The organism is Dietzia sp. SYD-A1 (genome assembly GCF_015356725.1).
In the GTDB taxonomy this organism is placed as follows: Bacteria; Actinomycetota; Actinomycetes; order Mycobacteriales; family Mycobacteriaceae; genus Dietzia.
Map to the genome: position 1 here is coordinate 1 of NZ_JADDKI010000053.1, position 13016 is coordinate 13016.

Consider the following 13016-nt stretch of genomic DNA (forward strand, 5'->3'; position numbering starts at 1 on the left):
GTGCCGACCGCGGGCCGCACCGACCCCGCACACGGTCGCTCAGGAACCGAGCGATCCCGCCGGCAGGGAGCCCCCTGAGAGTGATCCCGTCCCGCCGGTGAACCCGTCCTTCCACGCCACGACCGTCGACGGCCGCGGCTGGCTGGTGCCGCCGTCCGGCCAGTGGGAGGCGGGGTTCTCGATCGAGGCCCCGTCCTTCTCCCCGGGGTGCTGGACGTTGACGATCGCCCGATCGGAGAAGACGAGCGGACCGCAGGTCTCCGCACCCACGGGAACGGTGAGGAACAACTTGGTCTCGCCCCGGTTCGGTCCCTCGGTGGCCACCGAGTAGAGCCCGTCGTTGAATCCGAGCGCGTTGCCGTCGGTCGACACCCACAGCCCACCGGCGGGGTCGAAGGCCACGTTGTCCGGGCAGGAGATCGGGCTGACCTTGGACTTGTCGAAGCCGCCGAAGTAGGTGTCGGCGGTCGCGGGGTCGCCGCAGACCAGGAGCAGGTTCCAGCCGAAGGTCGTACCGGCGTGGTCGTCGGTGATCTCGACGACCTGACCGTGCTTGTTGTCGTGCCTGGGGTTGGCCTCGTCGACCTGGCCGACGGTGCGGCGGGTGTTGTTGGTCAGGGCCAGGTAGACCTTGCCGGTCGAGGGGCTGGGCTCGACGTCCTCCGGGCGGTCCATCTTGGTGGCGCCGACCGCGTCTCCCGCCATGCGTGTGTACACGGCGACCTCCTCGGCGCTCATGCCGGGGACGTGGGAGACGGCGTTGCCGGCGGAGTCGACGGTCAGGAGCGGGATCCAGGCACCCCTACCGTCGAATGCGCCGTCCGAGGGGAGGGCGCCCGTCCCGTCGATCTCGGACTCCGGGGAGTTGCCGGTGAAGGTGGCCACGTAGAGGGTCCCCTCGTCGAGGATCCTCATGTTCTGTTCCCGGGCCGCCGGGGTCCGCCCCGGCACCATCGTCCGGCTGGAGATGAACTTGTACAGGTAGTCGAATCGCTCGTCGTCGCCGGAATAGATGACGACGGTGCCGTCCGCCGTCACGTGGACCGTCCCGCCCTCGTGCTTGAACCGGCCGAGCGCCGAGTGCTTGACGGGCGTGGAATCCGGGTTCCACGGGTCGACCTCGACGACGTAGCCGAAGCGGTTGACCTCGTTGGGTTCGACCGCCAGGTCGAAGCGGCTGTCGAAGCGTTCCCACTTGCGCCCGGACTCGCCGACCGACACCCCGTAGCGCCGGAGGGCCTCCACCCGCGCCGGGTCGGTGACGGAGCCGGTGGTGCCGAAGTACTGGTTGAAGTTCTCCTCGCCGGACAGGACCGTCCCCCAGGGGGTGTGGCCGCCGGCGCAGTTGTTGAGGGTGCCCAGCACGCGGGTCCCGGTGGGGTCGGCGGTGGTCCGGGTCAGCGGGCCGACGGCGGGGCCACGCAACTCGAACGGCGTCGTCGCGGTGATGCGGCGGTTGTACGAGCCCATCACGGGATCGAGCCCGCCGTCGTACCGTCGGCTGGCGAGTTCCACCACCGTCAGGCCGTGTGCGGCCCAGGCGATCTCGACCTGCTCCCGGGTGGGGGCCGCGGAGTCGTATCCGCGGAACATCATGGGTTCGGTCGTGTACTCGTGGTTGACCGTGAGCAGGAACCTCTCGTCACGGTCGTCCATGGGGAACAGGACCGCCAGGTCGCAGTTGAAGCCGTACTGCACCGCCTGCGCGGCGGCCGACTGGTTCTCGAAGTCGAAGGCGGGGCCTCCGGGGATCACCGGATCTCCCCACCGGATCACCACGTCGCTGGAGTGCCCGGCCGGCACCGTGACGGCGTCTGCGGTGTTGGGCGCCACGGGGACGAAGCCGGTGTCGAGTGTGCCCCCGCCGGCCGATCCGAGAGCGCCCGCCGACCCGGTGCCGAGGGAGCCCTGCGCGGCGGCGGTGGTCGGCAGAACCTGCGTGGCCCCCACGGCGAGCGCGACCACGCCGGCCGCCTTGAGGGCCCCACGGCGGCTGATCTCGGCGGCGACGTCGCCGAAGTACGGATTCCCGCTGGCGTTGGGGGCGGGTGACGCGCACTGGTCGCCGCACCTGTACAGGCAGGTCAGGTGCTGGCGGCTGGAGATGCCGGGCGTGGCGATCGGAAGCGGGCGGCGGACTGACAACGGTTCTCCCTGAGGACGTGTGGGTGCGCACGGGCGCACGAGGACGGTGTGACCCTAGGGAGGGCGGGCGACGGCACGGGCGTGGTGAGGACACGTGCGGATGAACTATGGGCGCAGTGCCGGTGAACTCCGGTGTCGTGGCGCTACAGTCGTCGTGTCAACCCTCTACTCGGATCGTCCGGCACGTTCCTGCCGGTGAAGGGAAAGTGCTCGCCATGGCTTCGGTGACCTTCGAGAACGTGTCCATCGTCTATCCGGGCGCCGCACGGCGCAGTGTGGACCGGCTCGATCTGGAGATCGCCGACGGCGAGTTCCTGGTCCTGGTCGGCCCGTCCGGTTGCGGCAAGTCCACCACCCTCCGTGCGCTCGCCGGGTTGGAGGACGTCTCGGCCGGTCGCATCCTCATCGGTGACAAGGACGTGACCGGGATGGAGCCCAAGGACCGGGACATCGCGATGGTGTTCCAGAACTATGCGCTCTACCCGCACTACACGGTGCGCGAGAACATGGGTTTCGCGCTCAAGCTGGCCAAGGCGTCCAAGAAGGAGATCGCCGAGCGGGTGGACCGCGCCGCCGAGATGCTCGATCTCACGGCCTACCTCGACCGGAAGCCCAAGGAGCTCTCCGGCGGACAGCGTCAACGCGTCGCCATGGGCCGGGCGATCGTGCGCAACCCGCAGGTGTTCCTGATGGACGAGCCACTGTCGAACCTGGACGCCAAGCTCCGGGTGGCCACCCGCGCCCAGATCGCCAAACTGCAGCGTGACCTGCGCACCACCATGATCTACGTGACCCACGACCAGGTCGAGGCCATGACGATGGGGGACCGGGTGGCGGTGCTCAAGGACGGTGTCCTGCAGCAGGTCGACACGCCTCGGGAGCTCTACCACAATCCGGTCAACGCCTTCGTCGCCGGTTTCATCGGATCGCCGTCGATGAACCTCTTCGACGCCCCCGTCGCCGACGGCAGGGTCGCCCTGGAGGGGTTCGGCGAGCAGGTCCCGGCCGGCACCGGGGCAACGGTCACGGTGGGGGTGCGGCCCGAGCACCTGCGGATCGCCGGGGACGGGGACGGGTTGAGAGTCACCGTCGACCTCGTCGAGGAGTTGGGCGCGGACAGCTACCTGCACTGCTCCACGGGGGACGGCCACCCGGTGGTCTACCGGGCCGAGTCGGGCGACCACCCGGGGAAGGGCGAGACCATGTTCCTGGCCGCGCTCGACGGTGAGGTCCGCTTCTTCGATGTGGAGACCGGTCTGCGGCTGCGCTGACCACCGACCGCGGTGACCGACCGCAACACATGTTGTTGTTAAAGTGTCTCCTGTGATCTGAGTCTCGTCGCCCCCACGGTGGCGGGACGGCGGTGAGTCGGCGAGGTGACCGCTCGTGGTCCTACGTACAGGCCCCCGGTGGGTTACGCTCAGCGGGACCTCAGAGAGACCGGCGTCACAGTGAGACCGGGATCACCCGTCCGTCGGCACACGTCGGCGGTAGGCGAGACACGACAGTAGGAGAGAGCGCATGGCCGTTCACGGCAGGTTCCTCAAGGCGGCGGCGGCCGCATCGATGGTCGCGATGGTATCCGCGGCATGCACCAACGGTGGTGGTGGCGAGTCCGACGAGCAGACGGAGGCCGGCACCTCGGGAGTCGGCCCGATCACCTTCGCGATGGGCAGCAACGACACGGACAAGCTCCGTCCCGTGATCGACCAGTGGAACGCGGAGAACCCCGACCAGGAGGTCACCCTCCGCGAGCTCCCCGCCGAGCAGGACGGACAGCGCGACACACTCACGCAGTCCCTCCAGACCGAGAGCGGCGAGTACGACGTGTTCGCGCTCGACGTCACGGACACCGCCTACTTCGCGGCCAACGGGTGGCTGCAGCCGATCGAGGGCGACACCGAGATCGACACCTCCGGCCTGATCGAGGCCGCCGTGGACTCGGCGACCTACAACGGCACGCTCTACGGCATCCCGCAGAACACCAACGCGCAGCTGCTGTACTACCGCACCGACCTCCAGCCCGAGGCCCCCGCCGACTGGGACGCGCTGGTCGCGTCCTGTGAGGCCGCCGAGGGAGCCGACGTCGACTGCCTGCAGACGCAGCTCAGCCTCTATGAGGGCCTCACCGTCGCCGCGACCCAGTTCATCCACAGCTGGGGCGGCCAGGTCGTGGGCGACGACGGGCAGACCCCGGAGCTCGACACCGACCAGGCTCGCGCCGGCCTCACCGCGCTGGTCGACGCCTACCAGAACGGCGTGATCCCCCCGCAGACCGACGCCTTCACGGAAGAGGAGACCGCACAGGGCTTCCTCGCCGGCGAGACCATGTACTCGTACAACTGGCCGTACATGTACGAGTCGGGCCAGTCCGATCCCACCTCGCAGGTCCAGGGTCGGTTCGAGGTCGCGCCGATCGTCGGTCAGGATGGCGCGGGCCGGTCGACTCTCGGTGGCTACAACAACGCCATCAACGTGTTCTCCGAGAACAAGGCCACCGCTCAGGCGTTCCTCGAGTACATCATCTCGGAGGACGTCCAGATGAGCTTCGCCGAGCAGTCGTTCCCGCCGGTCCTGTCCTCGATCTACGACGACGAGGCGCTGCAGCAGCAGTTCCCGTACATGCCGGCCCTCAAGGCGGCGCTCGAGAACGCCGAGCCGCGCCCGGTCACGCCGTACTACCCGGCGGTGTCCAAGGCGATCCAGGACAACACCTTCGCCGCACTGCGTGGCGAGAAGAGCGTCGAGCAGGCACTCACCGACATGAGCGCCGCGATCGACCAAGCGGCTCAGTGACACCAGAGTCCGGACGGCAGTGATGATGACACGGCGCTGATGGGCCCCGGGGTACTATCCCGGGGCCCATCGGCCGTCGTGGTGAGGGCGGGCGCGATCCGATGAGGAGCTGCAGCGATGACGACGAGTGAGAAGGCCCCGGCGCCACTGGTCGAGAAGAGGTTCGACTGGCGACCGGTGTGGATGGTGGGTCCCGCCCTCGCGATCCTCGCGGTGGTGATCGGCTACCCCGTCGTCCGTGCGGTGTACCTGTCCTTCCGGGCCGACCGGGGCCTCGACCCCGCCACCGGGATGTTCTCCGACGGCGGTTTCGCGGGTTTCCAGCACTATCTCTACTGGCTCACCCAGGCGTGCCCGGCGAGGGGCGGCGACGGCACCGTCCCGTGTCCGCCCGGCGTCTCGGCCGTCGACTTCTGGCCCGCGATGGGCAACACCCTGTTCTTCACCGTCACCACCGTCTCACTCGAGACGGTCCTCGGCTTCGCCATGGCAGTGGTGATGGGCAAGAGCATCTGGGGGCGGTCCCTCCTGCGCGCGGCGGTCCTCGTCCCGTGGGCCATCCCCACGGCGGTCACCGCCAAGCTGTGGGCGTTCATCTTCGCCCCCAACGGCATCGCCAACACGATGCTGGGCACCAACATCGCCTGGACCACCGACCCGTTCTACGCCCGCATGGCGATCATCGTGGCGGACGTGTGGAAGACCGCGCCCTTCATGGCTCTGCTGATCCTCGCCGGGCTGCAGATGATCCCCGGGGACGTCTACGAGGCCGCCCGGGTCGACGGCGCCTCCCGATGGCAGCAGTTCACCAGGATCACACTGCCGCTCGTGCGTCCGGCGCTCATGGTGGCGATCCTGTTCCGGACCCTGGACGCCCTGCGCATGTACGACCTGCCCGTGATCCTCGTGTCGGCCAACTCGGGCTCGCCCACCGCGACGGTCTCCATGCTGGTGGTCAACGAGATGCGGATGGGCAACTTCAACAGCGCCTCCGCGATATCGACGCTGGTGTTCCTGCTGATCTTCGCCGTGGCGTTCGTGATGGTGAAGTTCCTCGGCGCGAACGTCGTCGATGACCGCACCGGCAAGAAGGAGGAGATCCGGTGAGTCACCGAGCGCCCGACCAGTCCACGTCGTCCCTCACGCGGTCGACCACCTCGTCGTCGTCACGATCAGGCGCGCACGATCGGGACCGCGCCGACGACCTGCGCCCACCCCGCAAGCCGCTCGGGCCGAGGATCGGCACCTATGTCGGGGCCCTGTTCATCCTGATCTGGGGCCTGGCGCCGTTCTACTGGATGCTCGTCACCGCGTTCCGCGACAACCGGTTCGTGTTCTCCGCCAGCCCCGTGCCCTCGCACCTCACCCTGGACAATTTCCGCGAGGCGCTGGCGACGGACGCGGGTAACAACTTCTTCGGCGCGATCATCAACTCGGTGATCATCAGTTCCATCACCACCGCGCTGGCGTTGCTCTTCGGGGTGTTCACGGCCTACGCGCTCGCGCGGGTGGACTTCCGAGGCAAGTTCCTCGTCACCGGCGTCATCCTGGCCGCGTCGATGTTCCCCGGTGTCGCGCTGGTCACGCCGCTGTTCCAGTTGTTCACCGATATCGGGTGGATCGGCACCTATCAGGCGCTCATCATCCCCAACATCTCGTTCGCGCTGCCGCTGACCATCTACACGCTGACCTCGTTCTTCAACGACCTGCCGTGGGAGCTGGAGGAGGCCGCTCGCGTCGACGGAGCCACGCGCGGCCAGGCCTTCATCAAGATCATCCTGCCGCTCGCCGCGCCGGCTCTGTTCACCACCGCCATCCTGGCGTTCATCATCACGTGGAACGAGTTCCTGCTGTCACAACAGCTGTCCAACTCCTCGACCGAGCCGGTCACCGTGGCGATCGCGCGGTTCTCGGGGGTCAACCCCTACATCCCGCCGCACGCCGCGATCATGGCGGCGGGCGCGCTCGTCACCGTCCCGCTGGTGATCATGGTGCTGATCTTCCAGCGACGGATCATCTCCGGCCTCACCGCCGGCGGTCTGAAGAGCTGACCCGGCCGTGGCGCGGAGCGGTGGGGACGCACTCGGAACCCGGCAGCGGCTGGAGGTCCTGGGCGGGTTCGTGGGGTTCTTCACCGTGATCGCGCTGGTCAACGCGGTCGGCCTGATCGTGGCCGGGCGCCCGTCGATCCTCGCCTCGTTCGTGCTGGTGCTCATGCTCGCGGCGTCCTGGTACACCTTCCGCGTGTGGCGGCGCGCCGACCGCGCCGTGGGCCGCGGCTGACCCGGGCGTCAGCGGTCGTCCCGCCAGGCCACCAGCGACTCCACCAGGTCCAGCGGGTACTCGGGCCCGTTGAGGCCCACGGTGAACAGCGTGACGCCCTCGGCCACCAGGGCATCGGCCGAGCGCCGCGCCTCGTCCGCGGAGGAGGCGCCGCCGATCTCGGTGGAGCGTTCGATCTCACCGGGGTCCCGGCCGACGTCGGCGCAGTGCCGGGCCAGCACCGCGGACTTGTGCCGGTAGGTCTCCACGTCCACGAACGAGTGCCAGATGTCGGCATGGCGGGCGACGTGCCTGAGCGTCTTGCGCTCGCCCCCGCCACCCAACAGCACCGGGATGTGCCGGGTCGGGGCAGGGGTGAGCCGGGCGAGGCGCCGCTCGATCCGGTCGAGGGAGTCCCCGAGGTCGTCGAGACGCGACCCCTTGGTCCCGAAGTCGTACCCGTACTCGGCGTAGTCCCGCTCGAACCACCCGCTGCCCAGCCCCAGGATCAGCCGCCCGCCCGAGATGTGGTCGACCGTGCGGGCCATATCGGCCAGCAGGTCCGGGTTCCGGTAGCTGTTGCAGGTGACCAGCGCGCCGATCTCGACCCGCTCGGTCTGCTCGGCCCAGGCGGCGAGCATGGTCCAGCACTCGAAGTGCGCGCCGTCGGGGTCGCCGTAGAGCGGATAGAAGTGGTCCCAGTTGAAGACGACGTTCACACCCGCGTCCTCGGACCGACGGACGGCATCGCGCAGGAGCTCGTAGTCGGGCGCGTGCTGCGGTTGCAGTTGGACGGCGATGCGGACCGGGCGTTCGGTGTTCGGGGTCATGCGCCCAGTGTGGTCCGTTCCAACGCCCCGCGCACCCGACGCGCACCCGACCCTGGCCACCGTGCGCCCGACCAGGCCCCGCGTGCGCGGTCGCTACCGCTCGCGCTCGAGGACGAACCAGAAGTGCTCGCCCTCGTGGAGGGTTCCCCGGCCGTTCATCACGGCCAGCAGGGTGTCGGGATCGACGACGGCGAAGTGGTCGATCACCGGCAGCCGGTCGTAGACCATGGACGCGCACGGGCGGCCGCGGAACGAGACCTCCCACAGCGACGCCCCGCCTCCGCCCGTGGCGGAGGTGTCCGGGACAACGGACCCCGAGTCGTCGGTGACGAGGATCGGGTCCACCTTGCGCGGGTCGGTGAAGTCCTTTCCCCACCATCGCATCTGCCTGAGCATCGCGAACATCGGATGTCCGGTGTCGAGGCCGGCGCCCCTCCACCGGCTGCCGGCGATCGCGTCGATCCGGGCGGGCTCGAGTGAGTCCCAGAGCGTCGTCACCCGGTCGGTGGGGACGGTCTCCAGGGCCCGGATCGCCTCCAGCTCGTCGGCGTGCGGTGCGCTCACAGCCCGTAGGTCTTCCCGATGATGTCCCGCTGGATCTCGTTGGTGCCGCCGTAGATCGTGGAGACGACGGCCTGGCGCACCAGGCGTTCCATGCCGTACTCGGTGGCGTAGCCGTAGCCGCCCATCGACTGCATGCACTCGAGCGTCACGCGTTTGCTCAGCTCGGTCGCCTTGAGCTTGGCCATGGAGGCCTCGCGGGGGAGCAGGGCCGCGGGGTCCGACTCGTCGACCTTCCTGGCCACGGCGTAGACCAGCAGGCGGGTGGCCTCGATCTCGGTGGCCAGGTCGGCCATGCGGTGCCGGATGACTTGGAACGACCCGACGGGTCGGCCGAACTGTTCGCGTTCACGGATGAACGTCAGGCAGTCGTCGAAGGCCCGCTGCGCCACCCCGAGCTGCATGGCGGCCAGGATGAGCCGCTCGATGTTGAGCCCGGCCATGAGCTGCTTCCAGCCGCCCCCGACCTCGCCGATCACGGACTCGGCGGGCAGGCGTACGTCGGTGAAGTAGAGGTCGTTGACCTCTCTACCGCCCATGGTGTCGATACCGCTCATCTGCAGCCCCTCGACGTCGGCGGGGACGTCGAACATGGTGATTCCCTCGTGTTTGGCGCCGGTCGAGTCGGTGCGCGCCACCAGCAGGATGCGGTCGGCGAAGTGGGCGTTGGAGCACCAGGTCTTCTGTCCGGTGATCACCCAGTCGTCACCGTCGCGGACGGCCTTGCAGCGCAGCGCGGCCACGTCGGACCCGGCGCCGGGCTCGGACATGGAGATGGCCAGGGTGCCGCCCGCGACGACCAGTTCGAGGGCCCGCTTGCGCTGCTCCTCGGTGCCGAACTTCTGGATCGCCGCCGCGGTGATGAGGGTGGGGCCGATGCCTCCGATCGGGGCGAGGCCGCGCAACGAGCGTTCGAGCAGGAGGCAGAGTTCCACGGCGCCCGCGTCGGCGCCCCCGTACTCCTCGGGCACGGTCAGGCCCAACCAGCCCAGCTCGGCCATTTTTGCGTAGATCTCGGGGGAGTGGGTGCCGCCCTCGGTGGTGAGCTGCCCTCTCTTCTCGACGCTGCCGACCTCGCGCGCGCAGAAGTCGTCGATGGATCTGGCGAAGTCCTGCTGCTCCTCGGTGAGGATGTCGAACACGGCTGGCCTCGGCTTTCTGACAGGGGGTGACGGTGGCGGGCAGGGTGGACTACTGTGGCCCGTATCACCGTAGGCTACATCAAATATATGTGATCGAGAATGGAGTGAAGACGAATGACGACAACCGAGCCCAGCAAGACCGGCCCCGCGTTCGCGAGCCTGGACCCCCGCGACGGCACGGTCCTGGCGGAGTACCCGATCGCCGGAGCGGAAGAGGTGGCCCTCGCCGTCGAGCGTGCGCGCGCCGCCGCACGGTGGTGGGCCGCCCAGGGGCCGCGCGGCCGCCGGGAGTGGCTGCTGGAGTACAAGCGGGCCATCGCCTCCCGAGCCGAGGAGCTGGCCTCACTCATCTCCGCCGAGACCGGCAAGCCGGACGAGGACGCCACGCTCGAGGTCATGCTCACGGTGAGCCACCTGGAGTGGGCGGCCAAGAACGCCGAGAAGGTCCTGCGGCGCCGTTCGGTGTCCGCCGGCCTGTTGATGAGCAACCAGGCGGCGTACGTCGAATACCAGCCGTACGGCGTCGTCGGCGCGATCGGCCCGTGGAACTATCCCGCGTTCACCCCGATGGGCACGCTCTCCTACGCCATGGCCGCCGGCAACGCGGTGGTGTTCAAGCCCAGCGAGCTCACGCCCGGGGTCGGCGTCTGGCTCGCCGAGGTGTGGAATTCGCTCGGCGCCTCGCAGCCGCTGTTCCAGACCATCACGGGCGATGGTTCCACCGGCGCGGCGCTGTGCCGGGCGGGTGTGGACAAGCTCGCGTTCACCGGGTCGGCCGCGACGGGCCGCAAGGTCATGGCCGCCTGCGCGGAGACGCTCACCCCCGTCGTCATCGAGGGCGGCGGCAAGGACGCGTTCCTGGTCGACGCGGACGCCGACCTGGACTCGGCGGCCGACCAGGCGGTCTTCGGCGCGATGGGCAACGCGGGGCAGACCTGCGCCGGGGTCGAACGCATCTATGTCCACCGCGACGTCCGCGACGCCTTCGTCCACAAGTTCGCCGCGAAGGTCCGGGCACTGACCCCCGGCACCTCGGTGACCTCCAGCTACGGCCCCATGACGCTGCCGGCCCAGATCGACATCGTCCGCCGCCACGTCCGGGACGCGCTGGCCCGGGGCGGCACGGCCGTCATCGGGGGCGAGGGATCGGTCGGGGAGAGGGTGGTCGAGCCGGTCGTCCTGGTCGACGTGCCCGAGGACTCGACGGCGATCACCGAGGAGACGTTCGGGCCGACCGTCGTGATCAACTCGGTCGCGGACCTGGAGGAGGCGGTCGAGAAGGCCAATGCCAGCAGCTACGGCCTCGGTGGCGCGATCTTCACCGGTAACCGCAAGCGGGGTCTGGCGCTGGCGGAGAAGCTCGACGTCGGCATGGTGTCGGTCAACTCCTTCCTGGCCTTCGCCGGGATCCCGTCGCTGCCGTTCGGTGGCTCCGGCGACTCGGGCTTCGGCCGGATCCACGGGGCCGACGGGCTGCGCGAGTTCGCCCGGCCCAAGGCCATCACGGCCCAGAAGTTCGCCGCTCCCCTCAACCTCATGACCATGACCCGCAAGCCGAGGGACATCAAGGTGGTCAAGTGGATGATGGCCAACGTGATGGGAAGGCTGTGATCTCCGGATGACCGCCACCGTCCCAGGGGTGTTCGGACCGATCCCGGCCGAGTTGGTGGCCGACGCCGCCGTCGAGCACCCGCTCACGGCGTCGCTGCCGCTCAAGCCGGGCCGCTGGTACTGGCGGGATCTCGTCGCGACGCTCGATCCCGTGGCCGATGCGGCGGAGATCCACCGCATCACCTCCGCCTACGAGTTCCCCTGGGACTACCAGAGGGCGCTCGAGCTGGCCCTGTACCGGACGTACTGTGTGCCCTCGGTGTCGGCGGTCCTCGAGGAGGCCGGCCAGTTCCGCGATGAGCCGCAGAAGCGATACGACGACACGGCGCTGCTGATGGTGGAGCTGGTCGAGCACGGCTACGACTCCCCGAGGGGCAGGGAGGCGCTGCGGGTGATCAATCGCCAGCACGCGCGGTACGACATCTCCAACGACGACATGCTGTACGTGCTGTCGACGTTCATCTACGAGCCGCTGGAGTGGATCGATGCGGTCGGGTGGCGGCGCCTGCACCCTCACGAGCGACTGGCCGCGTTCCACTTCTACCGCGGGGTGGGGCAGCGGATGAAGATCGCCGACATCCCGGAGGACATCGGGGAGTTCCGCCGGTGGCGCGACGACTACGAGGCCCGCACCTTCCGCTATGACCGCAACAACGAGCTCATCGGCACCTACACGCTCGATCTCATGTGTTCCTGGTATCCGGAGGCGATCCGCCCCGCCGTCCGCACGGCGGTCCTGTCGCTGGTGGACGACGACATGACCCGGGCCTTCGGCTTCCCGTGGCAGCCGCCGGGAAGACGCAAGGCCGCGTACGCCGCGCTGCGGGCCCGGTCCGCCGTGGTGAGGTGGCTCCCGGTCCGTCGCCGGGCGCTGGGGTCACGCGGTACCGAGAACAGGACCTATCCGGGTTACCCGAACGGATACCGCCCCGCTGACCTGGGGGCCTGCCCGATCCGGCCGAGAGACCGCGTGGAGGGGTGCCCGGTGATGACCGCGGGTGGCGACGGCCGGTGACGCGACGGCGAGTGCCGGGTGCGGCGTCCCGGTCTCACCGGCAGCGCCGGACCTAGCGTTCCGGGGGCAGGAGTACGGTCCGGGCCAGCGCGGCGAATGTCGCCGCGGCTCCGGGATGGAAGCCGGTCCCCTGTCCGCCGTCCAACACCACCGCCAGTGCGGCGTGGACCCGGATCCGGGCCGTGGCGTCGTCCACGGTGGACCCCGCCGGCGCGGCCCCGCGAACCAGTCCGGCCCAACGTTCGAGCTGTCGCAGTTGGGATCGGCGGATCCGCTTCCTGTCGTGGAGACCCAGTGTGCCGAGCTCGGAGTGGTAGAGCATGAGTTCGGGTCCGTGGGAGAAGGCGATGGCGACGTACTGGTCGAGCAGGTCGGCCAGCGCCCGGACCGGTTCGTCCTCGTGACCCCGGTGGGCCTCGTGTCGGTCGAGAAGCTCGGAGACCAGCGTCGCGGTCCGGTCGACGGCTGCCGTGAGCAGTGCCGACTTGCCGGCGAAGTGTCGGTACAGTGCCGAGGCGGCGACCCCTACGTCGGCGCCGATCGCCTCCATCGTCACCTCGTCGTAGGTGCAGGAGTGGAACCGCGCTATCGCCGCGGTGATCGCGCCCTCCCGGGTGGCCGCGCCGCCGCGTAGCCGGCCCGTCGGCCCCGCAC

Annotated in this window: 12 protein-coding genes; 7 read left to right on the plus strand and 5 right to left on the minus strand. The window is 69.4% G+C overall.

The window, feature by feature from the left end:
* Positions 1-39 precede the first annotated feature (39 nt).
* Complete coding sequence (locus IY392_RS02750; protein WP_194860445.1) at positions 40-2145, minus strand: PhoX family phosphatase; 2106 nt, start codon at positions 2143-2145, stop codon at positions 40-42.
* 215 nt (positions 2146-2360) lie between these two features.
* Here IY392_RS02750 and IY392_RS02755 point away from each other — a divergent pair, with 215 nt between their 5' ends.
* The 5 genes from IY392_RS02755 (at position 2361) to IY392_RS02775 (ending at position 7224) form a co-directional block, all read left to right on the plus strand.
* On the plus strand, positions 2361-3416 hold the full coding sequence (locus tag IY392_RS02755; RefSeq protein ID WP_107758297.1) for an ABC transporter ATP-binding protein: 1056 nt from the start codon (positions 2361-2363) through the stop codon (positions 3414-3416).
* Positions 3417-3666: 250 nt separating this feature from the next.
* The gene (locus tag IY392_RS02760; RefSeq protein WP_107757831.1) at positions 3667-4941 is read left to right on the plus strand and encodes an ABC transporter substrate-binding protein; all 1275 of its coding nucleotides are present in this window, start codon (positions 3667-3669) and stop codon (positions 4939-4941) included.
* A gap of 117 nt (positions 4942-5058) precedes the next feature.
* Positions 5059-6048 carry a carbohydrate ABC transporter permease gene (locus tag IY392_RS02765; protein ID WP_182612238.1) on the plus strand — a complete coding sequence of 330 codons (990 nt, stop codon included), beginning with the start codon at positions 5059-5061 and terminating at the stop codon, positions 6046-6048.
* Complete coding sequence (locus IY392_RS02770) at positions 6045-6992, plus strand: carbohydrate ABC transporter permease (RefSeq protein WP_194860446.1); 948 nt, start codon at positions 6045-6047, stop codon at positions 6990-6992. The genes IY392_RS02765 and IY392_RS02770 overlap by 4 nt, the downstream gene beginning before the upstream one ends.
* A gap of 7 nt (positions 6993-6999) precedes the next feature.
* Positions 7000-7224, plus strand: a complete 225-nt coding sequence (locus IY392_RS02775) for a hypothetical protein (RefSeq protein ID WP_107757830.1) — start codon at positions 7000-7002, stop codon at positions 7222-7224.
* An 8-nt stretch (positions 7225-7232) separates the two neighbouring features.
* Here the strand turns inward: IY392_RS02775 and IY392_RS02780 are convergent, their stop codons facing one another.
* From IY392_RS02780 to IY392_RS02790, 3 genes are all read right to left on the minus strand, one after another.
* Positions 7233-8033, minus strand: coding sequence for an LLM class F420-dependent oxidoreductase (locus tag IY392_RS02780; RefSeq protein WP_194860447.1), 801 nt, complete (start codon positions 8031-8033; stop codon positions 7233-7235).
* 93 nt (positions 8034-8126) lie between these two features.
* Positions 8127-8597, minus strand: a complete 471-nt coding sequence (locus IY392_RS02785; RefSeq protein ID WP_194860448.1) for a DUF4334 domain-containing protein — start codon at positions 8595-8597, stop codon at positions 8127-8129.
* Positions 8594-9736: an acyl-CoA dehydrogenase family protein gene (locus IY392_RS02790; RefSeq protein ID WP_107757827.1), complete on the minus strand. Its 1143-nt coding sequence runs from the start codon at positions 9734-9736 to the stop codon at positions 8594-8596. Before IY392_RS02790 ends, IY392_RS02785 begins: the two co-directional genes overlap by 4 nt.
* Positions 9737-9850: 114 nt before the next feature.
* Here IY392_RS02790 and IY392_RS02795 point away from each other — a divergent pair, with 114 nt between their 5' ends.
* Positions 9851-11347 (plus strand): aldehyde dehydrogenase family protein, encoded by a 1497-nt coding sequence (locus IY392_RS02795; RefSeq protein ID WP_194860449.1) that lies wholly within the window; start codon positions 9851-9853, stop codon positions 11345-11347.
* Between the two features lie 7 nt (positions 11348-11354).
* The gene (locus IY392_RS02800; RefSeq protein ID WP_107757825.1) at positions 11355-12362 is read left to right on the plus strand and encodes an oxygenase MpaB family protein; all 1008 of its coding nucleotides are present in this window, start codon (positions 11355-11357) and stop codon (positions 12360-12362) included.
* A gap of 52 nt (positions 12363-12414) precedes the next feature.
* Here IY392_RS02800 and IY392_RS02805 read toward each other — a convergent pair.
* Positions 12415-13016: TetR/AcrR family transcriptional regulator (locus IY392_RS02805; RefSeq protein ID WP_194860450.1), on the minus strand; the 602-nt coding region annotated here is incomplete at its 5' end.